This is a genomic window from Ruegeria sp. CDSA021 (genome assembly GCF_059612325.1).
In genome coordinates, this window is the sequence record NZ_JBXWQJ010000006.1 from 198,254 (window position 1) to 223,132 (window position 24,879).

General features: G+C 57.8%; 23 protein-coding genes. 7 read left to right on the top strand and 16 right to left on the bottom strand.

The window, feature by feature from the left end:
• The first annotated feature begins 153 nt into the window (after window positions 1-153).
• Window positions 154-1,380, top strand: coding sequence for an efflux RND transporter periplasmic adaptor subunit (locus AC2FLD_RS10455; protein WP_496669183.1), 1,227 nt, complete (start codon window positions 154-156; stop codon window positions 1,378-1,380).
• A complete protein-coding gene (locus tag AC2FLD_RS10460; RefSeq protein WP_496669185.1) occupies window positions 1,377-5,165 on the top strand; it encodes an efflux RND transporter permease subunit in 3,789 nt (1,262 codons plus the stop codon). The genes AC2FLD_RS10455 and AC2FLD_RS10460 overlap by 4 nt, the downstream gene beginning before the upstream one ends.
• Window positions 5,166-5,208: 43 nt before the next feature.
• On the opposite strand, the gene AC2FLD_RS10465 is transcribed toward AC2FLD_RS10460, so the two are convergent.
• From AC2FLD_RS10465 to AC2FLD_RS10475, 3 genes are all read right to left on the bottom strand, one after another.
• A complete protein-coding gene (locus AC2FLD_RS10465) occupies window positions 5,209-5,607 on the bottom strand; it encodes a DUF2147 domain-containing protein (protein WP_050602069.1) in 399 nt (132 codons plus the stop codon).
• Window positions 5,608-5,663: 56 nt separating this feature from the next.
• Window positions 5,664-7,469 carry an ABCB family ABC transporter ATP-binding protein/permease gene (locus tag AC2FLD_RS10470; protein WP_496669186.1) on the bottom strand — a complete coding sequence of 602 codons (1,806 nt, stop codon included), beginning with the start codon at window positions 7,467-7,469 and terminating at the stop codon, window positions 5,664-5,666.
• Window positions 7,470-7,546: 77 nt separating this feature from the next.
• The gene (locus AC2FLD_RS10475; protein ID WP_496669188.1) at window positions 7,547-8,908 is read right to left on the bottom strand and encodes a LysM peptidoglycan-binding domain-containing protein; all 1,362 of its coding nucleotides are present in this window, start codon (window positions 8,906-8,908) and stop codon (window positions 7,547-7,549) included.
• Between the two features lie 127 nt (window positions 8,909-9,035).
• Here AC2FLD_RS10475 and AC2FLD_RS10480 point away from each other — a divergent pair, with 127 nt between their 5' ends.
• The gene (locus tag AC2FLD_RS10480) at window positions 9,036-9,587 is read left to right on the top strand and encodes an LOG family protein (protein ID WP_496669190.1); all 552 of its coding nucleotides are present in this window, start codon (window positions 9,036-9,038) and stop codon (window positions 9,585-9,587) included.
• 43 nt (window positions 9,588-9,630) lie between these two features.
• On the opposite strand, the gene AC2FLD_RS10485 is transcribed toward AC2FLD_RS10480, so the two are convergent.
• The 3 genes from AC2FLD_RS10485 to AC2FLD_RS10495 form a co-directional block, all read right to left on the bottom strand.
• The gene (locus AC2FLD_RS10485; protein WP_496669192.1) at window positions 9,631-10,092 is read right to left on the bottom strand and encodes a baeRF12 domain-containing protein; all 462 of its coding nucleotides are present in this window, start codon (window positions 10,090-10,092) and stop codon (window positions 9,631-9,633) included.
• A 217-nt stretch (window positions 10,093-10,309) separates the two neighbouring features.
• Window positions 10,310-11,188, bottom strand: a complete 879-nt coding sequence (locus tag AC2FLD_RS10490; RefSeq protein ID WP_496669194.1) for a metallophosphoesterase — start codon at window positions 11,186-11,188, stop codon at window positions 10,310-10,312.
• A 4-nt stretch (window positions 11,189-11,192) separates the two neighbouring features.
• Window positions 11,193-11,792 (bottom strand): superoxide dismutase, encoded by a 600-nt coding sequence (locus tag AC2FLD_RS10495; RefSeq protein ID WP_496669196.1) that lies wholly within the window; start codon window positions 11,790-11,792, stop codon window positions 11,193-11,195.
• Between the two features lie 100 nt (window positions 11,793-11,892).
• Between AC2FLD_RS10495 and AC2FLD_RS10500 the strand changes: the two genes are divergently transcribed.
• Window positions 11,893-12,654 carry an FkbM family methyltransferase gene (locus AC2FLD_RS10500; RefSeq protein ID WP_496669198.1) on the top strand — a complete coding sequence of 254 codons (762 nt, stop codon included), beginning with the start codon at window positions 11,893-11,895 and terminating at the stop codon, window positions 12,652-12,654.
• A gap of 33 nt (window positions 12,655-12,687) precedes the next feature.
• On the opposite strand, the gene AC2FLD_RS10505 is transcribed toward AC2FLD_RS10500, so the two are convergent.
• From AC2FLD_RS10505 to AC2FLD_RS10525, 5 genes are all read right to left on the bottom strand, one after another.
• Window positions 12,688-13,131 (bottom strand): hypothetical protein, encoded by a 444-nt coding sequence (locus AC2FLD_RS10505; RefSeq protein ID WP_496669200.1) that lies wholly within the window; start codon window positions 13,129-13,131, stop codon window positions 12,688-12,690.
• 391 nt (window positions 13,132-13,522) lie between these two features.
• Window positions 13,523-14,089 carry a sarcosine oxidase subunit gamma gene (locus tag AC2FLD_RS10510; RefSeq protein ID WP_496669202.1) on the bottom strand — a complete coding sequence of 189 codons (567 nt, stop codon included), beginning with the start codon at window positions 14,087-14,089 and terminating at the stop codon, window positions 13,523-13,525.
• Window positions 14,082-17,096: a sarcosine oxidase subunit alpha family protein gene (locus AC2FLD_RS10515; protein WP_496669204.1), complete on the bottom strand. Its 3,015-nt coding sequence runs from the start codon at window positions 17,094-17,096 to the stop codon at window positions 14,082-14,084. The genes AC2FLD_RS10510 and AC2FLD_RS10515 overlap by 8 nt, the downstream gene beginning before the upstream one ends.
• Before the next feature lie 67 nt (window positions 17,097-17,163).
• The gene (locus AC2FLD_RS10520; protein WP_496669206.1) at window positions 17,164-17,493 is read right to left on the bottom strand and encodes a sarcosine oxidase subunit delta; all 330 of its coding nucleotides are present in this window, start codon (window positions 17,491-17,493) and stop codon (window positions 17,164-17,166) included.
• A gap of 77 nt (window positions 17,494-17,570) precedes the next feature.
• Window positions 17,571-18,815, bottom strand: coding sequence for a sarcosine oxidase subunit beta family protein (locus AC2FLD_RS10525; protein ID WP_496669208.1), 1,245 nt, complete (start codon window positions 18,813-18,815; stop codon window positions 17,571-17,573).
• A gap of 176 nt (window positions 18,816-18,991) precedes the next feature.
• Between AC2FLD_RS10525 and ccmI the strand changes: the two genes are divergently transcribed.
• From ccmI to AC2FLD_RS10540, 3 genes are read left to right on the top strand one after another with little or no spacing between them, the layout of a single operon-like run.
• Window positions 18,992-20,212, top strand: a complete 1,221-nt coding sequence (gene ccmI, locus AC2FLD_RS10530; protein WP_496669210.1) for a c-type cytochrome biogenesis protein CcmI — start codon at window positions 18,992-18,994, stop codon at window positions 20,210-20,212.
• Window positions 20,209-20,673 carry a Holliday junction resolvase RuvX gene (gene ruvX / locus AC2FLD_RS10535; protein WP_050602056.1) on the top strand — a complete coding sequence of 155 codons (465 nt, stop codon included), beginning with the start codon at window positions 20,209-20,211 and terminating at the stop codon, window positions 20,671-20,673. The genes ccmI and ruvX overlap by 4 nt, the downstream gene beginning before the upstream one ends.
• Before the next feature lie 18 nt (window positions 20,674-20,691).
• Window positions 20,692-20,925 (top strand): DUF1289 domain-containing protein, encoded by a 234-nt coding sequence (locus tag AC2FLD_RS10540; protein ID WP_050602055.1) that lies wholly within the window; start codon window positions 20,692-20,694, stop codon window positions 20,923-20,925.
• Between the two features lie 4 nt (window positions 20,926-20,929).
• Here the strand turns inward: AC2FLD_RS10540 and AC2FLD_RS10545 are convergent, their stop codons facing one another.
• The 5 genes from AC2FLD_RS10545 to dusA all read right to left on the bottom strand — a co-directional run bounded on the left by AC2FLD_RS10545 (window position 20,930) and on the right by dusA (window position 24,860).
• The gene (locus AC2FLD_RS10545) at window positions 20,930-21,112 is read right to left on the bottom strand and encodes a hypothetical protein (RefSeq protein WP_496669212.1); all 183 of its coding nucleotides are present in this window, start codon (window positions 21,110-21,112) and stop codon (window positions 20,930-20,932) included.
• Between the two features lie 368 nt (window positions 21,113-21,480).
• Window positions 21,481-22,209, bottom strand: coding sequence for a SpoIIAA family protein (locus AC2FLD_RS10550; RefSeq protein ID WP_496669214.1), 729 nt, complete (start codon window positions 22,207-22,209; stop codon window positions 21,481-21,483).
• Window positions 22,210-22,245: 36 nt separating this feature from the next.
• Window positions 22,246-23,028: a hypothetical protein gene (locus AC2FLD_RS10555; RefSeq protein ID WP_496669216.1), complete on the bottom strand. Its 783-nt coding sequence runs from the start codon at window positions 23,026-23,028 to the stop codon at window positions 22,246-22,248.
• Complete coding sequence (locus AC2FLD_RS10560; RefSeq protein ID WP_496669218.1) at window positions 23,025-23,849, bottom strand: sulfite exporter TauE/SafE family protein; 825 nt, start codon at window positions 23,847-23,849, stop codon at window positions 23,025-23,027. The genes AC2FLD_RS10555 and AC2FLD_RS10560 overlap by 4 nt, the downstream gene beginning before the upstream one ends.
• Before the next feature lie 15 nt (window positions 23,850-23,864).
• Window positions 23,865-24,860, bottom strand: a complete 996-nt coding sequence (dusA, locus tag AC2FLD_RS10565) for a tRNA dihydrouridine(20/20a) synthase DusA (RefSeq protein WP_496669220.1) — start codon at window positions 24,858-24,860, stop codon at window positions 23,865-23,867.
• Window positions 24,861-24,879 lie beyond the last annotated feature (19 nt).

The window sequence follows — 24,879 nt, forward strand, 5'->3', positions numbered from 1 at the left end:
CGGAATTTGCACATTTTCACCCCCGGGCGTTACTCTTGCGAAAAAAAGTAAACCGAACTATTCAGTTCAGTGTAGAAAAGACATAGCCTAAGCCCCATTTCTAGGCGTATGCGCCTTGTGTTTTTGGGCAGAGAATTCTAGGAGAATCCCCGTATGCGTTTGATTTCATTCATCAACGCCATTCTGGTCATTGTAGCTTTGTATTTTCTTGTATTCGAGCGTGATGCGCTGTTTGCATTCGCTGGACGTGGCGAAGCAGCGGAAACTGCGGAAAATGAAGCTGCTGTAGTCGAAAATTCTGAATTCGCGGCGGTGGGTGTTGTCGTCCTGCGTTCGCAAGCGCGCGAGATTGACAGCGCGGTCTTGTTGCGCGGTCAGACCAAGGCAAACCGGCAGGTAGAAGTTCTGGCGGAAACCACTTCGACCGTAATCTCAGAGCCCAAACGCAAAGGTTCATTTGTCGAAGCCGGAGATATTCTGTGTGAGCTTGACCCCGGCTCGCGCCCGGCGCAACTGGCCGAAGTCATGGCTGGCAAGCTTGAGGCCGAAAGTCGTATCCCCGAGGCCGAAGCCCGCCTGCAAGAAGCGCATGCTTTGGTCGCCGAGGCCGAAATCAATCTGACCGCATCACGCAAGCTTGCTGAAACCGGCTTTGCCTCGGAAACCCGCCGGATTTCCAGCGAAGCCGCGATGAGCACCGCCAAAGCCGGGGTGAAATCGGCAGAGGCCGGATTGGAAGCCACCCGCGCCGGGATCGAAGCCGCAGCCGCAGCTGTTGAGGCCGCACAGCGCGAGGCCGGGCGTGTGATCATCACCTCGCCATTCAAAGGTCTGCTGGAAAGCGACACTGCGGAACTGGGCAGCCTGATGCAGCCCGGATCGCTCTGCGCCACGGTTATTCAGCTGGATCCGATCAAGCTGGTGGGCTTTGTGCCCGAAACCGAGGTCAACCGCGTCATTGTCGGTTCCGAGGCATCTGCAACGCTGGTCACTGGACGGCAACTGAATGGCCGGGTGACGTTCCTCAGCCGCTCGGCCGATGAGACGACGCGCACATTCGAGGTGGAAATCACTGTGCCCAACTCCGATCTGACCATCCGCGACGGCCAGACCGCAACCATCCAGATCGCCGCCGAAGGGGCTAAGGCGCACCTGCTGCCACAATCCGCACTGACGCTCAGCAATGAAGGTCAATTGGGTGTACGCACGGTCGGCGCTGGCAACATTGTCGACTTCAAGCCGGTCCAAATTCTGCGCGACACCGCAGAAGGCGTCTGGATCGGCGGGCTGCCGGAGACGACCGACATCATCGTCGTTGGGCAAGAGTTTGTGACCCGCGGCGTCACTGTGAAACCCACCTATCGGGAAGCATCACAATGACAGGTATTGTCGCCTGGGCCGCTGATCGGGCCCGAATGGTTCTGGCGTTTATCGCCATCTCGCTGGTTATCGGCGGGTTTGCCTATGTCTCATTGCCGAAAGAGGGCGAGCCGGACATTGAAATCCCTGCCCTTTTCGTTTCCGTACAGTTCCCAGGCATTTCGGCGGAAGACTCAGAAAACCTTCTGGTCAAGCCGATGGAGACCGAGTTGGCGGATCTCGACGGCCTGAAGGAAATGACCTCGACCGCTGCCGAAGGCTATGCCGGTGTCGCGCTGGAATTTGATTTTGGCTGGGACAAAACCGCGATCATGGCCGATGTCCGCGACGCGATGAACACGGCACAGGCGGATTTCCCGGAAGGCGCCGAGCAATATTCGCTGACCGAGATCAACTTTTCCGAGTTTCCCATTGTCATCGTGAACCTGACCGGTGCGGTTCCCGAGCGCACAATGGCGCGCGTTGCCAAAGACTTGCAGGACGAGCTTGAGGCGCTGGATTCGGTGCTTGAGGCCGGTATCGCAGGCAATCGTGATGAGATGCTAGAGGTTGTCATCGATCCTCTGCGGCTTGAGGCATACAACGTCACCGCAGATGAGCTGATCAACGTTGTTCAGAACAACAACCAGCTAATTGCAGCGGGTGAGGTCGAAACTGCGCAGGGCACATTCTCGGTCAAGATTCCGTCGTCGTTCAAAACCGCGCAAGACGTTTATGGCCTGCCGATCAAGGTCAACGGCGACCGGGTCGTAACTCTGGGTGAGCTGGCGCAAATTAACTATACCTTCGAAGACCGCGCCGGAACGGCCCGGTTCAACGGGGAACCGACCGTCGCCTTGCAAGTGGTAAAGCGCAAGGGCTTCAACCTGATCGACACAGTTGCTCAGGTGAAAGAGACGATTGCACAGGCCAAAACGAAATGGCCGCCCGAGCTTCAGGCCGCCGTCGATCTGGGCACGTCCAACGACCAAAGCCGCATCGTTGGCTCGATGGTCAGTCAGCTGGAAGGCTCGGTTCTGACCGCAATTGCATTGGTGATGATCGTGGTGCTGGCTTCGCTGGGCACACGGGCTGCCTTGCTGGTGGGTTTTGCGATCCCCACCTCGTTCCTGCTATGCTTTGCCTTCCTAGCGGTCATGGGTGTCAGCGTTTCCAATATCGTGATGTTCGGTCTTATTCTGGCGGTCGGGATGCTGGTGGATGGCGCCATCGTCGTTGTCGAGTACGCCGACAAACGCATCAAGGACGGCGTCGGCCCCATGCACGCCTATGTCGAGGCGGCGCAACGCATGTTCTGGCCCATCGTGTCGTCGACTGCGACAACACTCTGCGCCTTCCTGCCCATGCTGTTCTGGCCCGGTGTGCCGGGTGAGTTCATGGGGATGTTGCCTGTCACGCTGATCTTTGTTCTTTCGGCGTCTCTGATCGTGGCTCTAATTTACCTGCCGGTCATGGGCGGTGTATCCGGCCGGTTAAGCCGCATCTTCGACCGATCCTCGACCTGGTTGCGCGCACGCACGCCTTGGTGGCTGCGGGCGGTGATGGTGCCGCCATCGCTATACATGATCTTTCTGGGCGCGATGCAGACCCTGAACCCCGATTATTTACTGCCCGGAGGTTCAATAGCAGGGGCGCTTCTGTTCCTGTTCGGGGCGTTTGCCGGCTCTGTCACCCTAAGCGCGGCCAGGATCGAACGCAAAGTAGAAGAGCGTGTTCATTCGGCCGACGAACACACGCCCTTTGGTCATGTGGTTAGGTTCCTTGTCGGCAACCCGATCATGCCTATTGTGTCTTTGGCGGCGGTATTCATTGCGGTCTATTCGGTGGCTTTCATCTGGTTCCCACAAGAGTCCCGTGGCGTCGAATTCTTCGTAGAAAGCGAACCGGAACAGGCCACCGCGTATGTCCGCGCGCGGGGCAACATCTCGCTTGTGGAAAAAGATGGCATGGTCTTGGCGGCAGAAGATGTGATCGCGGCCCACCCTGCCGTTATCAACGTGTTTTCTTTCGCGGGCGAAGGCGGTCTGAACCAGAACAACGGGGGCGCTCAGGAACCTGCCGATACAGTGGGCCGCGTTCAGTTCGAGATCATCCCCTGGGAAGACCGCCCCAACGTCTCGGAATCGGTCCTGTGGGGCCTGTTCGATCGTAACTTTGTTGCGCCTGAATTTGACGGCGACTTCGTGATTGACGAGATCAACGCGCAACTTGCGGAAATCCCCGGCATCGTCGTCGAAATCCTGCCGCTCGAGCAAGGCCCGGCCTCGGCCAAGCCTGTACATTTGCGCATCAAGGGTGACGGGTGGGAAGATCTGACCACGGCGACGCTCGCCGCACGCGAGATGTTTGATTCCACGCCGGGTCTGATCAAAACCGAAGACACCCTGCCCCTGCCCGGCATCGACTGGCAGATCGACGTGGACGTCGCCAAGGCCGGTCGGTTCGGAGCCGATGTGGCCACGGTTGGCGCCATGGTGCAGTTGGTGACGCGCGGCATTCTGCTGGGCGAGATGCGCCCGGACAGCAATGATGAAGAGATTGAAATCCGTGTGCGCTTGCCTGAACAGGATCGCGTCCTTTCGACACTGGATGCGCTCAAGGTCCGCACCCCGGACGGGTTGGTGCCTTTGTCCAACTTCGTGACACGTAAGCCCGTGGCCAAACTGGCCGAGATCAACCGAGTTGACCAACAGCGTTATTACGACGTCAAAGCCGATGTCGAACCGGGGCTAAGCAAGGTCACGACCGAAGGCCCCGATGGTGAACTCGTGCGGCTGGCCGTCATGAGGGAAGTGGCAGAGGGTGCCACGCCAACTGGTACGGTGTTGAACAGCGCAGGCGGCAAGTCGTTCGAGCTGGTTCAACTGACCGGGGCAGAGAGTATCGATCAACTGCGCGGTGCAATTGAAAACGGCGATGCACAGTTCGCGCTGATCAACCCGAATGAACGGATCGCGGTTCTGACCGAATGGCTTGAAACCAGCCCGTTTGCCAATTCGATCAGTTGGGAATGGACCGGCGATCAGGAAGAACAGGCAGAATCCGGTGCCTTCCTAGTGAACGCGTTCATGGGCGCTCTGGGCTTGATGTTCGTCATCCTGCTGGCGCAGTTCAACTCGTTCTACAACTCGGTTTTGGTTTTGCTGGCAGTCATTCTTTCGACCACCGGGGTTCTGATCGGTATGATCGTGATGGAACAACCGTTTTCGATCATCATGACCGGGACCGGCATCGTGGCGCTGGCGGGAATTGTGGTGAACAACAATATCGTTCTGATCGATACCTATCAGGAATACAGTGCCTACATGCCCCGGATCGAGGCGATCATCCGCACCGCGGAAGCTCGGATTCGCCCGGTGTTGCTGACCACCTTGACCACGATGGCTGGTCTGACACCGATGATGTTCGGCCTGTCGCTGGACTTTATCAATGGCGGCTATTCCATCGACAGTCCCACTGCCCTGTGGTGGAAACAGCTGGCAACAGCGGTGGTCTTTGGTCTGGGGATCGCGACTGTTCTGACATTGATCGTGACCCCGTCCCTTCTGGCGTTGCGGGTTTGGGTGACGACCTATGTAGTGTGGCTCAGCCGCTTGCTGGCGCGCGTTACCGCAGGCCGATCCAGCCAGATTGCGCAGGATATGGCCATTGGTCTCTCTGCCCGTCAAATGCAGGCAACCGAGATCATTTGGGAGGATGAATTCCTATCCGGAAGGCCGACAAAAGACGGCGGTTCGAAACAACCCGATCATCCGTCAGAGCCGCCTTTGAAAGCCGCTGAATAACATAAAGGACCGGAACTTCCGGTCCTTTTCTATTCGGCTGAAATCACAGACGAGACCATGTCTGGTGTGCGCAAATCTCATGCTCGCAGCCCTTCACCAGCAGTTTATCCCCCTGCAACGTCATTTGCGGCACGGCGTCTACGTTGATCAGTGGAACCCAGAACTCACCGCCGCCATACTTTCCACTGCCTTCGCTGGCGACATCCCAGAACAGCTTTTTCCCGACGTTTGGCGTTTGGACTTGCTTGCCTGACGCGTCATAGGCCGAAAGGATCTGGCCGCAAAACTTATCTCCACAGGCTGAGATTTTGATGTGTGAGATCAGGTTCTTTCGATCCGGTTCGGTTTTCCAATCCCCGACGATGGGGTCCGCCGCAGCGGCGACAGGAAGAAAAACCGCAATAGCAAACGGCAGCAATCGTTTTTTCACTCTGGTAACCATGGCAGCAACCTCCTTCGCTCATCGTATCCTACCACATATCGCACTGTGCAAGGAGCCTAGGCCGCCTCTCCGTCTGATTGCTGACGACTCCAAAGTTGAGCATACCGCCCGGACCTTGCCAGCAGTTGATCATGCGTACCCTGTTCGATGATCTCTCCGGCCTCTAGAACCACGATCTGATCCGCCTCGGCTATGGTGCTGAGGCGATGGGCGATGGTGATCACTGTCCGCCCTTTGCCTGCGCGGGCCAGAGCATCCTTGATGTCCTGCTCGGTATCCGTATCCAGCGCCGAGGTTGCTTCGTCCAGCAACAGGATCGGTGGGTTTTTCAGCAAGGTACGTGCAATCCCGACGCGCTGTTTTTCACCACCCGAGAGTTTCAGACCCCGCTCGCCCACCTTGGTATCGTACCCATCCGGTAGTAAGGAAATGAAGTCGTGAATCTGCGCCGCTTTGGCTGCGGCTTCGACTTCTTCCATGGACGCACCGTCACGGCCATAGGCGATGTTGTAGCGTATAGTATCGTTGAACAGCACCGTGTCCTGCGGCACGACACCGATGGCGGAATGCAGGCTGGCCTGCATTACGTCGCGAACGTCCTGACCGTCGATCTTCAACGCCCCTTTGGTCACATCATAAAACCGGAACAAGAGCCGCCCGATGGTCGATTTACCCGAACCCGTTGCCCCCACGATGGCCACGGTTTTCCCGGCCGGGACAGTCAGGGACACGCCCTTGAGGATTTCGCGTTCCGGGTCATAGCCGAAATGCACATCCTCAAGCGTGACTTCGCCCCCGTTCACCTTCAGGTTCGGTGCACAGGGCTTGTCTGTAACCTCGGCGGGTTGTTCAAGCAGATCGAACATTTGCCCCATATCGACCAGGGATTGCCGGATTTCCCGATAAACTGTCCCAAGAAAGTTCAATGGCACGGTAATCTGGATCATGTAGGCGTTGACCATGACGAAATCGCCCACCGTCAGGCTGCCGCTCTGCACACCCATTGCGGCCAGAACCATCACACCGATCAATCCGCAGGTGATCAGGAGCGACTGTCCGAAGTTCAGAAATGCCAGCGAATAGGCCGTCTTCAGCGCAGCCCCCGCATACGCCTTCATCGACACGTCATACCGTTCAGCTTCGCGGGTTTCGGCATTGAAATACTTGACAGTTTCGAAGTTCAGCAAGCTGTCGATGGCGCGCTGGTTGGCCTCGGTGTCCTGATCGTTCATCTCACGCCGCAGCTTCACCCGCCATTCTGTCACCGCAAAGGTGAACCAGATATAAAGGCCAATGGTTGCGGCCACGACAACCAGATACCAGACGTCGAAAAGCCACATCAGGATGATGGCGACCAGCAACAGTTCCAGAATAAGCGGCCCGATCGAGAACAGCATAAAGCGCAGCAGAAACTCGACCCCTTTGACGCCCCGTTCGATGATACGGCTCAGCCCGCCGGTGCGTCGGGTGACGTGGTAACGCATCGACAGGTTGTGGATGTGCTGAAACGTCTCGAGCGCAAGCGCCCGCAAGGCCCGCTGACCGACAGGGGCAAAGGCCGCGTCCCGCAATTGCTGAAAGCCCACTGTCATCATCCGCGCCACGCCATAGGCCACGGTCAACCCAACCGCGCCCAGCGCCAGCGGCGGCACGCCCTCACCCGCCAGTGCGTCAACCGCACCTTTATAAAGGATAGGAGTATAGACCGCGATCAGCTTGGCCAGAACCAGCATTCCCATGGCAAGGACCACGCGGTGTTTTACCCATGGCTCATCTTCGGGCCATAGATAAGGGGTAACCTTGCGGATTGTCCGCCAGCCCGAGCTGCGTTCGTCATCTGACACCATGTCTTGCGAAGTCATAGGAGCTGTGCGTCTCATCACGTGCCTTGTCTGCGGTCAGAGTTAGACCTCTGCCCATAAAAGGCCAGAAGGGCTGATTATTCCGGGATTGTAAAGATTTGCCCGGGATAGATCAGGTCTGGGTCGCGGATCAAGCCACGATTGGCTTCGAACAGCCGCACATACAGGACACCATCGCCAAATCTATCACGCGAGATGGCCCACAAAGTGTCGCCCTGCTGCACCGTGACAGACCGGATCGAGGGGGTTGCTTGCGGCGTTCCCGTCTGATCCACCTCCGTTGCGGCCTGCAACACGTCAAGCGGTTCACGTTTGAACGGGGTTTCGACCCGGCTGAGGACTGTGCCATCCGTGTTCACGGCGTCAACCCGCAGTGTGTAGACACCAGGGTCAATGTCCTCCAGATCGCTGCGCCAGGATCCATCCTGTTCCGGGGCAAGATCTGCAACCAGACGATTATTCAGGTACAACCGAATAGCGGCCCCATCCTGAACGCGTCCTGTCAGTTGCACGTCACCGGTATCAGAATACCCGATCGTATCCAGCGCGACCTGCTCAGGCGGGGTATCCCGCACGATCGGAGGTTGCACCAGTTCAACACCCTCTTCGCCAGATCGCAGCACGGCGACCTGCTGGTCCTGCTCTGGGGTTTCGTCAGGCAGATCGGCGGTTTCAACTGTCTCAGCCTCGGGCTCGGAAGTTTCAGGTTCCGAAACTTCTGCTGCGGAACCGGCATCCGGCTGCGTGTCGTCGACTGTGGCCACCTGCTCCTGCACGTCCTCCGACGTGCTCTGTTCGGCTTCGGGCGTTGTCTCGGCAACAGGTTCTTCTTTGACCGGCCTGGGCAAGGCGGCGATCAAATAGTCGTCGGATTGCGTCGTTTGCGCCCCGTCCGTACTTTGCAAAACAAGCCCCTGTGCGGACTCGCTGAAGGGGATTGTCACAAATTCAGCGAACTGACCGCTGCCGTCTACGGTAAAGGAATGCGCGACTTCGCCGTTCAGAAGAACCTCAATCTGGCTGCCGGGCTCTGCGTCACCCGATAGAAGCGCGGTGCCGTCAGTCTCGACAAAAATCTGGTCCAAGACCGGAGGCGCGGCTGGCGCGGGCGCACCCTCTGCCTCTGCGGCGTCGGCTGTTTCCGTCTCAGCCGGGTCTTCTGCTGTTGCAGGTGCTTCATCTGTCTTTGCGGTGCCGGGCTCAGACGGCTCTGCTCCTGCAATCTCTTCCGCTACCTCTGCTTCTTCCGGCACTTCTTCTGCCGGTTCGGAAACAACCGGGGCAGAAGCGGTTTCCTGCGGTGCGCTTGCATCAGGCTCTGGCGCGTTGGTGAAGAATCCGGACAGATACAGGCCCCCCGCAGCCAATATTGCAACAAGACCCGCAATCACTCCCCAGATGAAATTGCCCGAGCTTCCGTTTCCCGATTTGGCGTCCATTATTTTCCTTTCACTCCACCGAGCAAAAGCTTTACGTTCAAAAGCCTTCCGGCGGACAGTTGAGCCAACCTATCAATCCCGCTATCACGGGTCAAAACCTCTGACACAACCCCGGAGCCCCCCTTTGATGTTTCAGAAATCAATCTGTGTGTATTGCGGGTCACGCAATGGAGCCGAGAAGTCTTATTCTGAAACCGCAAGGCAGTTCGGCATGCTACTTGCGCAGGAAAGCTGGCGGCTGGTTTATGGTGCCGGGGATGTGGGTTTGATGGGCGAAGTGGCCCGCGCCGCGCAAAATGCCGGTGGTGAGACCTTTGGCGTCATTCCGGTGCATCTGGTTCAGCGTGAGGTCGGAAAAACGGATCTGACCCATTTCGTGATCACCGAAACAATGCACGAGCGCAAGAAGGTCATGATCATGAACGCCGATGCGGTGGTCGTGTTGCCCGGTGGTCCCGGCTCATTAGACGAATTGTTCGAGGCTCTCACATGGCGCCAGTTGGGATTGCACGACAAGCCCATCGTCGTGGTGAACGTGAATGGATATTGGGATACGTTGCATTCGCTGTTGGATCAGGTGATCGGTCAAGGTTTTGCCGACGCGTCCCTGTCAGACTTTATCACATGGGTTGAAGACGCCGATGCGGCCATGGTCGCCTTGCGTGACAAACTGTACTGACGCTGGAAAACAGTGCGGGCGGAAAATCCGCCCGCCGTATTGATCAAGCCAGTCGGGTCTTGGGTTTCAGGCTTTGGTGCAAAACCTGCTCGACCTTGTGCAAAGGATGATTGGTCAGGGTCTTGTTGACCTCGGCCACGACCTTGCCCAGCACCTCAGTGTGCAACCGGCGCCGCAACAGACCCAGAACATGAGGGCTGGCTACCAGAACCAACCGGTTATACGCCCCTTTCAGCCCCTTGCGATTCAGCAAATTCGCCAGGTCCTGCACAAACAAGGATTTTGCATGGGCCTTCCATGTCGGATCTTCTAAAGCGGATTTTTGTTTTGGCCCACCGTCATTCCGGCGACCTGCACGGTCTGACGGCTTTGTGGTCGGACCGTCCTGTTCTTCAACAGCGACAACGACAAGATTGGGATCGTCTGCATCGGTGATGTTCTCCATCACCAGCGCTTTTTCACCATCTGCAACAATAACCCAAGTTCCCTGTGTAAGTGCGACCATTGCGATCTCCTGTTAAGGTTGTTCTCCGGGTATCCCTCGACCTGCCGGGCACACGGGTTCGTTGACGCACCAACTGTGCGCAGCCCGGTCATTTTGATTTGGTGTGCGGTTCTCTCCCTCCGCCCTACAAAGATGTGTATTGCAGAGTGGCAAACAAGATGCGGCTGAACCGAAAGGGAACACATCGGCGGGTTTTCACCTGCGGGTCATCAACCCTTTAGGCTGACATCTCGATGACGGTGATTTCGGGCGTCACGCCAAAGCGCACCGGCAGGATCGAACATCCGATACCGCCCGACACCACCAGATCGCGCGCGCCTTCGCGCACATGGCCATAAGCGTACCGGTTGCCGAATTTCGACGGTACTACGGGCGACCATCCAAACAGACGCACCTGTCCGCCGTGAGTATGCCCTGACAGTGTCAAAGCCACCCGGTCGGGCATTTGAGGGAAAATATCGGGCTCATGCGCCATCATCACAACCGGTGCATCATCGGTGATCTGGGCCATGGTTCCTTCCAGATCATCCAACCCCTGCGTTTTGCCATTGCGCCAGATCGCCAGTTGATCCTCAAGCCCTGCCAGCCAGATACCAGGGGTCTCGAGTTTCACGGCGGCATTAGACAAAACCGCAATACCGTTCTGTTCAAGAATGTCGGCATAGCGATTGGGCCCTGCTCCACGGCGCTGTGCCGGCTTGTCATCCCACCAATCATGATTGCCCAGCACGGCAAAGACACCATTCTTCGCCTCAAGCCCTGCCAGCACAGGTGCTAGATCCTGCATCTCAACGGTATCAGAGACACCCTTGTGGCTTGCAAAGAAATCGCCCAGCAGCAGGATCACATCAGGTGCCAGCGCGTTGGTACGACGCACAACCTGCCTCACGCGCTCCAATCCAACATAGGGCTCGCCCACATGCAAATCGGACAGCACAGCAATCCTGAGCGGTGGTGCGGTCCAATCGTCCCGCCGCACGCGCCATTTACGCACGCGCAGCCGCACTGCGGGTTCGATGAAAAACCCGTAGGCTGACGTGACTAGACCTGCCAGCGTCACCGCCAGCAGGCCCTTTATAAACCGACGTCGGTTCAATTCATTACATCCGCGACGCGACGTTTTCCCAGTTCACCAGGTTGTCGAGGAAGTTCGACAGGTAGGCGGGGCGTTTGTTGCGGAAGTCGATGTAGTACGAGTGCTCCCACACATCACACCCCAGCAGGGCGGTCTGACCAAAGCACAGCGGGTTCACACCGTTCTCTGTCTTGGTGACAGACAACGCGCCGTCTGCGTTCTTGACCAGCCACGCCCAGCCCGAGCCGAACTGACCGGCACCAGCGGCGCTGAACTGCGATTTGAACTCGTCAACCGAACCAAAGCTCTCGGTCAGCGCCTTTTCCAGTTCACCAGGCATGGCATTGTCGCCGGGGCCCATCATTTCCCAGAACTGGTTGTGGTTCCACAGCTGGCTGATGTTGTTGAAGATACCGTTCTGCGCCACTGCATTTGCGTCGTAGGTGCCAACGATGATCTCTTCCAACGACTTGCCGTCCCACTCGGTGCCAGCGATCAGCTTGTTGCCATTGTCGACATAGGCTTTGTGGTGCAGGTCGTGGTGATATTCCAACGTTTCCGCGGACATACCCTTGGCTGCCAGCGCATCATGTGCATAAGGAAGATCAGGAAGTTCAAAAGCCATGTCGGCCCCCTGTTAAATGAAAGTTGCGGTTCCCAACGGTTAAATGCTGTGGCAGCCGCCGCAGGTCAAGGGGCGAGACAATAAAACCCGGAGGTCCGCGATGCTGACACAGGTGCGCAAGATGTTCTACCGTGCCCGCGGCTACTATGAAGGCACCCTGAACGGAGAGCCATTTCGCCTGGACCCCTACCATTCGAAATTCTGGCGCAAAGCCTCTGCTGGCGCTTGGGAACCCGAAACCTTTGCGGTGTTGGATCAGTTCCTGTCTCTGGAAAGCGATTATCTTGACATCGGGGCATGGATCGGCCCCACGGTCCTTTACGGCGCTCGCAAGGCGCGTCACGTGTGGTGTTTTGAACCTGACCCCACCGCGTACAGGCATCTGGCCTGGAATCTGGATCTGAATGATATTCAGAATGTCTCGGCCTTTGGCGTCGCCCTGTCCGACAATTTTGGCGTAGCCCGCATGGCCTCTGTTCGGGGCGAGCCGGGGGACTCCACCAGTTCCCTGCTTCACGACGGCGCGCACGGGTCTGATGCGTTGACTATTGCGTGGGATCAGTTCTCGGCTGCAAACGATCTTTCCCGCGTGTCATTGGTTAAGATGGATATCGAAGGGGCGGAATACACGGTTCTACCGACACTGGTGCCCTGGTTAAAAGAACATCGCCCTGCGCTCTACCTTTCGACACATGCCGGTTTGCTGGACCCGAAAGTTCGAAAAGACCGTATGGATCAGATCGCAAATCTTCTTTCATTCTACTCAGAGTGTCAGCCAAGCGGCCAACCCGCTGCCGGGTTCGAAGGTTTGACCAACGAAACGGCCCTGTCCGGGTTCGAAACGTTTTTGCTGACGGGCTGAGAGTTACACTTAGCCCGACAACACAACGACGATTTAATACAGGCTGCCAGATGCGATTGGTTTACACGCGCCTTTTCCAAAAGGACGTGTCGATACATTTGATTGTGGGAAACTGACCCGCATTTTTAAGGCGTTACTTTTGGGATCGAGCGTTGCGGTGCAGGCGACCCTATAGTTACCCGTCGCCTGCGCAGGTAACGTTACGCGCCACGACAGGCGGTACTCTCCTTTTCGTGTCTTTTTGAACTGCGCATCCATTGGAGTTTCAACATCAATATTATTCAGTTCGTTCGAATACCGAATTGCCCCGTCATAGGCCCTTGCGAGACCATTATCCGCGTCAACACTCAAGATCACCGTGGACGGCACCCAACCCCGGTCCTGTGTGCTGTGTAGGTCGCAATCATAGCTTTTTACTTCCGCCTGCAACGCAGTTGCGGACAGGCCAAAAGCCAAGAAAAGAGACGCTAATTTCATTTAAACTACCTCGTTCCAATGTCTTTCCATCGTCACCTTGAAACCCTCGCCCTGCTCTCTCGCGTAAGAAGAACGTGTACGAGTTGAATTGTTTGAAGGGGTGATGGTGTTTTTCGTAAAACCGCAGCTGCGAATAACAGAGCTTTGCCAGGGAAAATCGATCCAAATACCTAAGAACTTTAATTCTTTATTCGTACTCAACCTTTTGAACCTAAGACTTTTTTTGCTCCTAAAGCGAATTTACAGAACCACTTTCCCCAAATGAATGCAAATCGATTATGCCCAGGACCACAGGTGCAACTAACCGCAAGAAAACCGACTTGATTGCCTTTCCACAAAAAAACCGCCCACGAGACGCGGGCGGCTCTAATCTACTGTGCTGATTCAATGGTTAGTAAACGCCAACCTCACTGCCTGGCTGCGCTGCAACCTTGAGCAGTTTAAAAACGTAATCGGCCGCCGACCGGAAGCAGACAACACGGAAGGTTTCGGCGTCGTCCATCCAAAACGCCCCCGCCACCTGCGCCAGACGCGAGCGGCGGATTTGGCCGGGTTGGAATGCCTCTGCCGATAGTTCAACCGGAGCGACTTTGCCCAGGACCTCACGCGCGCTGGCACCCGAGATACTGAAAACCGCGCGCGCATCCGAGACGTTGACCGCCAGAGCATGAGTACCGCTGAGCGCGTTGGTCATTGCGGCCAATTTGGCCTCAACCTCGGCGTATGGCACCAGCACCAGCAATTCGTCGGTAGACATCCAGCAGACTCCGGTGTCGCCCTTGACCAGTGCCTCTCGCTGACCGGGCACTTTCTGCCCGGTGGCGTCCTTGATGGCCTTGGCCAGAACCTTGTCGGACAGATCACCGCGCAGAGTGATCATGCCTTGCAGGCCGCATTCCGTGACCTTGGCGATGCCGTCATAGCTGGCGTGGTTCAGTGCGCTGATGGGTTCAGACATTCTGCTTCTCCCCGTCCTTGTCGAAGAAGATCGGGTCCACGATCTTGGCTTTGTAGGTTTTACCATCGGTGCCCGGGAACTCGACAATCTCGCCCATGCGATCTGGTCCATGCTTGATCAGGCCCATAGCGATGCCTTTGCCCAGATTGGCCGAGTAATAAGTCGAGGTCACACGCCCGATCATGTTGCGCTGACCGTTGGCGTTGACGCCTTCACCCACCGCATAAGCACCATCGGGAATAACAGATCCATCCACAGTCTCGAGCCCGACCAGTTTCCAGCGCTCGGGATCGGCCATGTGGCTGCGCGAATGGGCGCGTTTGCCGAGGTAGTCCTCTTTCTTTTTCGACAGCGCCCAGTGCAGCCCCAGATCCTGCGGAATGACCGTGCCGTCGGTCTCATCGCCGATCATGATAAAGCCCTTCTCGGCCCGCAGGATGTGCAGACATTCGGTGCCATATGGCATCACGCCGAACTCTTTGCCTGCCTCGATCAAAGCATCCCAGAACGCCTGACCCTGAGACGCAGGGACGGCGATCTCATAGGACAACTCGCCCGAGAACGAGATGCGATAAGCACGGCAATCGAACGCGCCGATCTTGCCATCGCGCCATTCCATGAAGGGCAGCGCCTCACGGCTGACATCCATGCCGCCCAGTTTCTCCAGCACCTTGCGGGCGTTGGGGCCGACCACAGCGACTTGCGCATATTGCTCGGTCACGTTGGCGACGTAGACTTTCCAGTCCCACCATTCGGTCTGCAACCATTCTTCCATGTGACCATGGATGCGCTCGGCCCCGCCGGTGGTGGTGTGGCACAGCCACGTGTCTTCGTCGATCCGGGCGACAACGCCGTCGTCGATCAGGAATCCATTCTCGGAACACATCAGGCCATAGCGGCATTTGCCGACCTTCAGCGTGGACATCATGTTGGTGTACATCATGTCCAGAAACTTGCCAGCATCAGGCCCTTTGACGATCAGCTTTCCCAGCGTCGAGGCATCAAGCAGGCCCAGGTTCTCACGCGTGTTCTTCACCTCGCGATTGACCGCGTCATGCACGGATTCACCGGGACGGACATAGGCATAAGTCCGGCGCCAGTGACCGACCGGTTCCCAATCAGCGCCATTCTTGTAGTGCCAGTTGTGCATCGGAGTCTGACGGATTGGCTGGAATACATCGCCGCGCGCTTCGCCACCGATCGCACCCATAGAGATGGGAGTGTACGGCGGGCGGAACGTGGTTGTACCGACCTTCGGGATTTCAGATTCAAGTGCGTCAGCAAGGATCGCCAAGCCGTTGATGTTGCTCAACTTACCTTGATCCGTCGCCATACCAAGCGTGGTATAGCGTTTGGTGTGCTCTACGCTCTCGTAACCCTCACGTGCAGCCAGTTGGACGTCCGAAACTTTGACGTCGTTCTGGAAGTCCAGCCAGGACTTCATACGCAGTTGCACCTCGGCATTGGCGGGCATCAGCCAAACTGCTTCCATCGGTGCTTCGACGGTTGTTTCACCAGCTGGTGCCTTGGTGTTCTTGGGCTTGAAGCCAGCCGCCTTGGCGGCAGCCTTACCTGCGGCGTGGGCGTCAGTCAGGACGTCTTCCAACGCCAGAGGGCCGTTAGACGCGCCTGCGGCAACGACAAACCCCTCTCCGTTCGCACCCAAAGGCGGACGAGACGGGTCGGGACGGAAATGAGCATTCGCGTCGTCCCAAATCAGCTTGCCGCCGCAATGGGACCACATGTGCACCACCGGTGACCAGCCGCCCGACATGGCGACCGCATCTGCCTCAACCTCTTCACGCGCACCGCCGACGCCTTCTTGATTACAGATTGCAACCTTTTTGACGCGCTTGCCGCCTTTGACTTTGGCAATGGCTTTGCCCGGATCGACGCGGATACCCAACTGACGCGCTTCTTCTGCCAAAGGCCCAGCCGTTGCCCGAGCGTCAACAATACGCAAAACATCCACACCCGCCTGTTTCAAGGTGATCGCGGTGCGGTAAGCGTCATCATTGTTGGTGGCGACGATGACCCGATCCCCCGGAGTCACCCCCCAGTTCACAACATAGTCGCGCATGGCCGAAGCCAGCATCACGCCAGGAACATCGTTTCCAGCAAAGGACAAAGGCCTTTCGATTGCGCCTGTTGCAGTTACAACTTGTTTGGCACGAATGCGCCACAAGCGATGGCGCGGGCCTTGCACGCCCGGCGTGTGGTCGGTCAGACGCTCGTAACCCAGCACATAACCATGGTCATAAACACCCGCGCCCATGCAGCGTGCGCGCATAGTAACGTTGTCCATTGTTTCGAGTTCGGAAACCAATTGCTCCACGAACTTATCCACAGGCTCACCATCAACGGTGCCACCGTCAACCGGAGCGCGACCACCCCAATGCGCAGTCTGCTCGATCAGCAGGACCTTGGCACCCGATTGCGCCGCAGCCTTGGCGGCCAGCAGACCGGCCACACCGCCGCCGATCACCAGAACATCGGTGAAGGCATAAAAATGTTCATAGGTATCCGCATCACTGCCGTCCTTGTCGGGTGCTTTGCCCAGACCGGCAGACTGGCGGATGATCGGTTCGTAAACGTGTTTCCAAAACGGTTTGGGATGGATGAACGTCTTGTAGTAGAAGCCAGCCGGCAGGAACCGCGCGAACGCCGTGTTCACCGCACCAATGTCAAACTCGAGGTTCGGCCAGTGGTTCTGCGAAATCGCGGTCAGACCGTTGAAGACCTCGGTCGTGGTGGCACGCTGGTTCGGTTCGAACCGGTTGCCCTGCCCCAGACCGACCAGTGCGTTCGGCTCTTCCGCACCGCTGGCGACAACGCCGCGGGGCCGGTGATACTTGAACGACCGGCCCATCATCATCTGATCGTTGGCCAGCAGAGCAGAAGCGAGCGTATCGCCTTCGTACCCCTGCATTGAGGTGCCGTTGAACGTAAACGTGACCTTTTTCGACCGGTCAATCAGCCGGCCTTGTTTTGCGAGACGGGTGCTCATGGTGCGGACCTTTCGCAGGTGGAGGCGTCAGTGCCTCCGACGGGAGTATTTTGGAAAAGATGAAGCATCAGGAGAAGTCTCTCCAGCTCCATCCCGGACGTTTCGCCGTGATGGTGTCCTTGATTTCTTGCGGTGGCTCAGTGGTCTGGGCAGGATAGGTTCCAAAGACCTCGAGCGTTTGTGTGCAGCGCGCGGCATGGAACCACTTGCCGCAGCCATTAGCATGGCGCCAGCGTTCGAAATGAACGCCCCTTGGGTTTTCGCGCATGAACAGGTAGTCGTGGAATTCGCCATCCGATGAACCGGGACCGAAACGCTTCAGATGCGCTTCGCCACCAGCGGCCAGTTCGGTTTCTTCGGCATCAACGCCACAATATGGGCAGTTCAGGATCAGCATATCGTCATCCTTTTTGGCGGTCGGTCGGCTCGGTGGCCGACCAGAATTCTATTATTTGGCAACCTCGGGCAGACCCCTTAGTGCGCCACCCCGGCGGCGACGCTTTCGTCGATGAAGCGGCCTTCTTTGAAGCGATCCAGTGAAAAGGCTTCGGTCAGCGGTGAGTGGCCCGTGGCCATCAGCTGTGCCATGCCCCAACCCGAGCCCGGAATGGCTTTGAAGCCACCGGTACCCCAGCCACCATTGATGAAGCAGCCTTGCAGCGGTGTCTTCGACAAGATGGGAGAGCGGTCGCCGGTCATATCCACGATCCCACCCCACTGCCGCAGCATTTTCAGGCGCGAGATCATCGGGAAAGTTTCGACCAGCGCGCGGACGGTTTCCTCGATGTGGTGGAAAGACCCGCGCTGGGTATAGTTGTTGAACCCGTCGGTACCGCCACCGATCACCATCTCGCCTTTGTCTGATTGCGACATGTACCCATGCACGGTGTTCGCCATCACGACCACATCCATGCAGGGCTTGATCGGCTCGGATACCAGCGCCTGCAGCGCAATCGCTTCCAGCGGCAGACGGAAACCCGCCATCTCGGCCAGTTGACCGGAATGACCCGCAACCACGATACCCAGCTTGTCACAATCGATAGCACCTTTGGTGGTGTCGACGCCAACCACTCGGCCGTTATCCGAGCGCACGCCGGTGGCTTCGCATTGCTGGATGATGTCCATGCCCATGGCCGAACACGCGCGCGCATAGCCCCACGCCACGGCGTCGTGACGTGCGGTGCCGCCGCGTTCCTGCCACAGCGCACCCAGAACCGGGTAACGTGGGCCGTCGAGGTTAATGATCGGAACCAGTTCTTTGACACGCTCAGGGGTGATCCATTCGGTCTTTACACCCTGCAGTGCGTTGGCGTGCGCCGTGCGCTGATACCCGCGAATTTCGTGCTGAGTCTGCGCCAGCATCATCACGCCACGCGGGCTGAACATGATGTTGTAATTCAGGTCCTGGCTCAGGTCTTCATAAAGGCTGCGTGCTTTTTCGTAGATCGCCGCGGACGGGTCCTGCAGGTAGTTCGAGCGGATGATGGTCGTGTTGCGACCGGTGTTGCCACCGCCCAGCCAGCCTTTTTCGATAACCGCGACATTCTGAATGCCGTAATTCTTACCCAGATAATACGCGGTCGCCAGACCGTGCCCGCCAGCACCGACGATGATGACGTCATAACGTTTCTTGGGTTCGGGCGAGCGCCAGGCGCGCTCCCATCCGGTGTGATAGCGCAGAGCTTCCCGCGCAACAGCAAAGGCTGAATAGTGTTTCATGTGCGAATCCATCCGGTTCGGTGATTGGGCGCAGATATGCCGTGTGACTGCATATTACCCCTGCCGCGCAACGCCGCAATATCGCACTATTGCGACATGTCGCTCATTCGCGGCCATTTGTCCCTTTTGTCGGGCGGCCAGCAGGTCTAAGTCAGGACAACATCTTCGGAGAGACAATGACGTTCTGGGTTCTGATTTTTCTTGTCGCGCTGCTGATCGCGGCTTTCCTGAGCTTTACACTTCTGCGCAAACGCCGGGGGAAAAAACCTGCGGCTGCGTATGACCTCGAGGTTTATCGCGAGCAACTGGCAGGGGTCGACAAAGACCTTGCACGCGGCGTGATCGGTGAGGCGGATGCCGAACGGGTCCGGACCGAAATCTCTCGTCGTATTCTGGCCGCTGACGAGCACATGAAAAACGGCAACGCAGATGCCGGGCCATCGCGGGTCGTTTCCATCGTGTCGGTAACTATTGTCGCCCTGCTTCTGATCGGCGGCGCAATGGCTATGTATGATCGAACCGGCGCGGTGGGTTTGCCCGACATGCCGCTGACGGCGCGTATGGAGCTGGCTGAAGAAGTCCGCGCCAATCGCCCGCCTCAGGACGCGGCCGAGCAGCTCGCTACCCCTCCGCAGCCCGCACAGCTGGACGAAAGCTATGCAGCACTCCTGACCCAGCTGCGGGACACCGTTGCCGCCCGTCCGGATGATTTGCAGGGGCAGATGCTGTTGGCACAGCACGAAACCAACGCAGGTAACTTCAAGGCGGGATATACCGCGCAGCAAAAGGTGATCGAACTGTCCGGTGACACAGCCACCACCGACGCCTATGCCGATCTTGCCGAGATGATGATCCTTGCGGCAGGCGGATATGTGTCGCCCGAAGCCGAACAGGCCTTGACCGAAGCGCTGAACCGAGACCCGCGCCATGGTCCGGCGCGTTACTACTGGGGGCAGATGCTGGCTCAGGTCGGACGCCCTGATCTGGCCTATCGCCTGTGGGTGCAAACCCTTCAGGATTCCCCGAACAGCGCGCCCTGGGCCAGGGCCATTCGGGCGCAGATCGATGAGCTGGCTTTTCGCGCCGGTGTCTTCAACGCACCAGACCTGAGCGAAGCGCCCGGACCCAGTCAGGAAGACATGGCCGCTGCGGCAGAATTGACACCCGAGGAACGGCAAGAGATGATTCAGGGGATGGTAAACCAGCTGTCCGACCGTCTGGCCACTGAAGGTGGAGCGCCCGAGGAATGGGCTCGCCTGATTGCAGCTTTGGGTGTTCTGGGTCAGGGACAGCGGGCCATCGAAATTCACAAGGAGGCGATGCAAGTCTTTGCCGGGAATTCCGAAGCGCTTGAAATCCTGGACGCAGCCGCTTTGCAGGCCGGGATTGCCCAATGATCCACGACGCATTCGAGGATTTCGCAGCAGCGTTGCCACCGATGGCGGCGCTCATGGGTCTGGATCTTGGTGAAAAGACAATCGGCGTTGCCGTGTCCGACCGAATGCGCGGGGTGGCCAGTCCGCTGGAGACTGTACGACGCAAGAAATTCACGTTGGATTCTGCACGTCTGATCGAGATCGTGACCGATCGTGAGATCGGTGGCATCCTGTTGGGATTGCCTAAAAACATGGATGGGTCCGAGGGACCACGCTGCCAGTCAACACGGGCTTTTGCACGAAATCTGTCGCGTTTGACCGATCTGCCCATCGGGTTCTGGGATGAACGATTGAGCACGGTTGCGGCAGAAAAAGCACTGCTCGAGGCGGATACGACACGAAAACGTCGCGGACAGGTTATTGATCACGTTGCCGCAGGATATATCTTGCAAGGGGCGCTGGACAGACTGCGCTTTTTGTAACGAGGTCGGAGACCGTCAATGACGAACATGGTTTGGAAACGGAATGAGGTCGAAAGCCCTTGCATCCAAATCTGCGTTGTTCACCCGACCGAACGCATCTGCACCGGGTGCTATCGCACGATTGACGAAATCTCGCGCTGGTCCAAAATGGACAGCAGCGAGCGAGCTGAAATCATGGATGATCTGCCATCTCGCAAGCCGCGGCTGGCGAAACGGCGCGGTGGACGGGCAGCTCGCCTGAAAGAGTCTTAAGCCTTCAGCCTGCCGTTTCCCGCGCTGCGGTTTTACCCTGATTGGCACGTTCAACGCTTGATACGCGCAGCTCATTTCCAAACAAGGCCGTCATTTCGGATCGTGTGGCTTTGTCATGCTGGACGGTGGTGCGCTCATGCTCTGATCGCTGTTTGACCCAAGCGGCGCGCTCCAGAACTCTTTCCATTAAACCCTTTAGCTTCATCTCAGAAAATCTACTTTAAATTATTGTGTCGCTGCGGATCGAGTAAGAGCTCCGAGGGGATCAAGCTCTTGAACGGTAAGTTCAACGTGAGTGGCAACCCGCAGCGACAAGGCGTGGTAAAAGATGTTTTCCGTCAAAATAAGGGGGAAAACGCGCGGACTAATGATTGTTTTTGACGCGCCAGTCAACAACAACAAGCACGGCTTCAAGCTTCCCTTGCGTTAACATTTAATGATGTTTTCTTAATGCCGACAGAAAGTGTGCAGCGGGAAAACCGCCAGATCACGTGTGGAACTACGGGGCGCAGGCAACGGTCAACGCTCGAGAACCTGACCGCTGGTATCTGATTTTTATCCGGCAGCCAGCCAGGTTTTTGCGTTATCGAACTCTTCGGACGGGAAGAATTGGGTCCGGGTGCCCAGAATATGGCTGGCAACCCTTTGCGCCATATGCTGCCAGGTTTTGTCCCCAACGATCGCTGCACGGTCCAACTGGCCGATATGACGACTGGCCAATCGAAAATGTGCGGCCAGCGCAGACAACCCCTGCCACCCGTCGAATTCCCGCAGGTCGATCAGCAAGCGGAACCCATTGCGGTCCTCCAGCAAAGCATCCAGATCACGCTCTGCCTGCTTGTATTCCTCGGGGTCCAGTTTGCCTAACAGGCTGATCTGCACACAAGGCCCGCCCAAATCTGTCACGTGGATCGAGCCCAGCGACTCGCGCATCCAGCGGCGGGCGGCTTCCAGATCGGCCAGATCAAACAGTTGAACCGGACAGGGTAGGATCGGGGCTGCCAGTCGGATGCTGGTCTGCACCCAGCCCTGATCGGCAACAACGGCAATCCGGTCAAAGCCGCGCCAATGGCTAAGCCCCAGCTTCGTATCCGACCATGCAGCACCCAGATCATACCCTTTGAATTCAGGCTGCACGATGGCCAGCAGCCGCACCGCGTCATGCTCGGCCAGGGCGGCCTCGATCGCGGGAACCAGGGTGTTTGTGTAATCGGCGCTTGTAACCTGCCCTGACAACTCAACTTCTATCAGCGCACCATCAGAACTCGTCTGGACCACAATCATCGGTCAAATCCTCCAAAGCCAAATAATGACAGGAGGTTAGGCAGATTCGACCCATTCGGCTACTCCCCCAGAGCATTCAGGGCGGAAATAGGCGATCATCCGTCCATCTGGCCCAGCAGCGGCCGCGTCGGCCCAGGGCGCAACGCCGTGTAAACAATGGCGATGCAACAGATAGGCTTCTCCCGGCTTGGCGGGCAACTCAACCCTCGGGCAGGTGTCAAAAACCTCTCGGCGGGCGGCCTGATAGATGTCTGTAATGTCAACTTCGTGCAGTGCCTCTGGTGGCTCATCTTTCAGCGCGTCCCTGAACGCAGCCCCCAGAATGTGATGGCTGCCTTCCCACAGCACCATGGGAGACGCATCGGCGCTGGCCTCGGTCAGCGGTATGCCCAAAATCCATGCATGAGGTTCATCCACGCGCCGACGACGATCCGGGCCCATTGGGCGCAAACCGTCCACATGGGCTGCATCCCGGTTTCGACGGTACCGAGTGGCAGCCTCATTTTCCCCGCGGCGCGGGCGCGGGTAGCCCGGATGGATCACCGAAACCTGCCCTTTGTGCAGGGGCAAATCACCATAATGTTCGTCAATGAATGCCATGGCTTGCCCGGTCAGCGGTCCGGACGTGCCGACCCTGCCCCGCGCGTCATTAGGCAAGGCATCCACGCCTATGAACCACGTGCCTTCGCAGTCCAACCATTCCGCATGAGCAGGATCTGTTGTTGATGCAAGCGCAGCAGGTAACGCATGGCTCACCCACTCAGCCAATGTTGGATCATAGGGGAACGTCACCCAGCCTTTGGCCCAGAAATCACTCATAGCCCAACCGCTTTGCGCAGCATGTTCAGGGCCACCAGCGTCAGAAATACCGCAAAAACCCGCTTCAAAGGTTTTGGATCCATCGCATGGGCCAGTTTCACCCCCCAGGGTGCGGTGATCATCGTCATCGCGACAACAATTCCAAAGGCCACAATATTGACGGCCCCGATGGTTAATGGAGGCCGATGTTCGGGCGCGATCTCAAGAAACAGAAAGCCGATGACCGACGGCACGGCGATGATCACTCCGAACCCGGCCGCAGTTGCGACCGCGCGGTGGATCGACGTGTTGTAGAGACTCATCAGTGGCACCCCAAAGCTGCCCCCGCCAATCCCCATCAGAACCGAGAGGAACCCGACCATGGGCGACAGAATTGCCCGTTTGATCCCGCCGGGCATGACATCGCCCAGCCGCCATTCAGCGCGGCCCAGCCCAAGATAAGCACCGATTACCATCCCCAGAACTCCGAAAAGCGCCTGCAAGGCTTCGGTCCGCAGGGCGGACGCGACCAGAACGCCGATTATCGCGCCAATGACGATACCCGGGCCCCAACTACGCAGAATATCCCAATCTACGGCACCTTTTTTGTTATGCGCCATAACCGAGCGCACCGATGTCACGATGATCGTGGCAAGCGATGTCGCAAGGCACAGTTGCATCAGCTGCGGACCGCCGTACCCAAGGGATTGGAACGCGTAAAAGAAAGCCGGCACAAGAACAATGCCGCCGCCGACGCCCAGCAATCCGGCCAGCACGCCGGCCAGCGCCCCAATCACAAGCAAAAGGCCCAGCATCTGGGCCAGCAACATCGTCTCGGGCATCGTTCCCCCTGCCGCTTAAACTTCTGCCATGGGCGCAACGCGGTCCAGCGCCTTCAGCATCACCTCGGGCCCGGCCCCCTCGTGCACCGCCCCCTCGGACAAGGCGCGTCGCCATGCACGCGCCCCGGGGCGGCCTGCAAAGAGACCCAGCATATGACGCGTGATCTGGTGCAACCGTCCTCCATTGGCAAGGTGTTGCTCGACATAAGGCACCATTTGTTGAACGACCTTAAAGGGATCACGCGGTGTTCCGGTTGCAAAGATGCGCTGATCGGCTGCTGACAGGATATCGCCCGGTTGGTGATAGGCTGCGCGTCCGATCATCACGCCATCCAGACCAGCCTCCAGGTGGGCCCTTGCCTCGTCCAATGAGGCGATACCACCATTGATCGAGATGTGAAGATCCGAAAACGCCGCTTTCATCCGGTGCACCAGATCATAGTCCAGAGGCGGAATATCCCGGTTTTCCTTGGGGCTCAGCCCCTGCAGCCACGCCTTGCGCGCGTGGATCGTGACCCTCTGACAGCCTGCTGCGCGGATCTGCTCCAGAAACGTGGGCAGCACCTCTTCGGGATTCTGATCGTCCACACCGATGCGGCACTTGACCGTCACATCTATGTCCACCACAGCACGCATGGAGGACACGCAGTCTGCTACGCGACCCGGATCCTTCATCAGAACCGCCCCAAAGGTGCCTGATTGCACCCGATCCGACGGGCAGCCACAGTTTAGGTTGATCTCATCATATCCAGCCTCGGCCCCTAACCGCGCGGCTTGCGCCAACTCTTTCGGGTCCGAACCGCCAAGTTGCAAAGCTACTGGATGTTCATCCGGTGAAAAGTCCAGCAGGTGCAATGCCCCGCCGCGCACAAGCGCAGGGGCAGTCACCATCTCGGTATACAACAGGGTCTGTGAGCTGAGCAGTCGGTGGAAATAACGACAGTGCCGATCTGTCCAGTCCATCATGGGTGCGACGCTCAATCGTGCCGCCTGTGTCGCCTTGCCTGTCACAGCAACGTCTCCGTCCTGA

What these genes read in the sequence shown, in the direction of transcription:
- AC2FLD_RS10455 (WP_496669183.1), top strand. Translation starts at nt 154, where the DNA reads ATGCGTTTGATTTCATTCATCAACGCCATTCTGGTCATTGTAGCTTTG.
- AC2FLD_RS10460 (WP_496669185.1), top strand. Translation starts at nt 1,377, where the DNA reads ATGACAGGTATTGTCGCCTGGGCCGCTGATCGGGCCCGAATGGTTCTG.
- AC2FLD_RS10465 (WP_050602069.1), bottom strand. Translation starts at nt 5,607, where the DNA reads ATGGTTACCAGAGTGAAAAAACGATTGCTGCCGTTTGCTATTGCGGTT.
- AC2FLD_RS10470 (WP_496669186.1), bottom strand. Translation starts at nt 7,469, where the DNA reads ATGACTTCGCAAGACATGGTGTCAGATGACGAACGCAGCTCGGGCTGG.
- AC2FLD_RS10475 (WP_496669188.1), bottom strand. Translation starts at nt 8,908, where the DNA reads ATGGACGCCAAATCGGGAAACGGAAGCTCGGGCAATTTCATCTGGGGA.
- AC2FLD_RS10480 (WP_496669190.1), top strand. Translation starts at nt 9,036, where the DNA reads ATGTTTCAGAAATCAATCTGTGTGTATTGCGGGTCACGCAATGGAGCC.
- AC2FLD_RS10485 (WP_496669192.1), bottom strand. Translation starts at nt 10,092, where the DNA reads ATGGTCGCACTTACACAGGGAACTTGGGTTATTGTTGCAGATGGTGAA.
- AC2FLD_RS10495 (WP_496669196.1), bottom strand. Translation starts at nt 11,792, where the DNA reads ATGGCTTTTGAACTTCCTGATCTTCCTTATGCACATGATGCGCTGGCA.
- AC2FLD_RS10500 (WP_496669198.1), top strand. Translation starts at nt 11,893, where the DNA reads ATGCTGACACAGGTGCGCAAGATGTTCTACCGTGCCCGCGGCTACTAT.
- AC2FLD_RS10505 (WP_496669200.1), bottom strand. Translation starts at nt 13,131, where the DNA reads ATGAAATTAGCGTCTCTTTTCTTGGCTTTTGGCCTGTCCGCAACTGCG.
- AC2FLD_RS10510 (WP_496669202.1), bottom strand. Translation starts at nt 14,089, where the DNA reads ATGTCTGAACCCATCAGCGCACTGAACCACGCCAGCTATGACGGCATC.
- AC2FLD_RS10515 (WP_496669204.1), bottom strand. Translation starts at nt 17,096, where the DNA reads ATGAGCACCCGTCTCGCAAAACAAGGCCGGCTGATTGACCGGTCGAAA.
- AC2FLD_RS10520 (WP_496669206.1), bottom strand. Translation starts at nt 17,493, where the DNA reads ATGCTGATCCTGAACTGCCCATATTGTGGCGTTGATGCCGAAGAAACC.
- AC2FLD_RS10525 (WP_496669208.1), bottom strand. Translation starts at nt 18,815, where the DNA reads ATGAAACACTATTCAGCCTTTGCTGTTGCGCGGGAAGCTCTGCGCTAT.
- ccmI (WP_496669210.1), top strand. Translation starts at nt 18,992, where the DNA reads ATGACGTTCTGGGTTCTGATTTTTCTTGTCGCGCTGCTGATCGCGGCT.
- ruvX (WP_050602056.1), top strand. Translation starts at nt 20,209, where the DNA reads ATGATCCACGACGCATTCGAGGATTTCGCAGCAGCGTTGCCACCGATG.
- AC2FLD_RS10540 (WP_050602055.1), top strand. Translation starts at nt 20,692, where the DNA reads ATGACGAACATGGTTTGGAAACGGAATGAGGTCGAAAGCCCTTGCATC.
- AC2FLD_RS10545 (WP_496669212.1), bottom strand. Translation starts at nt 21,112, where the DNA reads ATGGAAAGAGTTCTGGAGCGCGCCGCTTGGGTCAAACAGCGATCAGAG.
- AC2FLD_RS10550 (WP_496669214.1), bottom strand. Translation starts at nt 22,209, where the DNA reads ATGATTGTGGTCCAGACGAGTTCTGATGGTGCGCTGATAGAAGTTGAG.
- AC2FLD_RS10555 (WP_496669216.1), bottom strand. Translation starts at nt 23,028, where the DNA reads ATGAGTGATTTCTGGGCCAAAGGCTGGGTGACGTTCCCCTATGATCCA.
- AC2FLD_RS10560 (WP_496669218.1), bottom strand. Translation starts at nt 23,849, where the DNA reads ATGCCCGAGACGATGTTGCTGGCCCAGATGCTGGGCCTTTTGCTTGTG.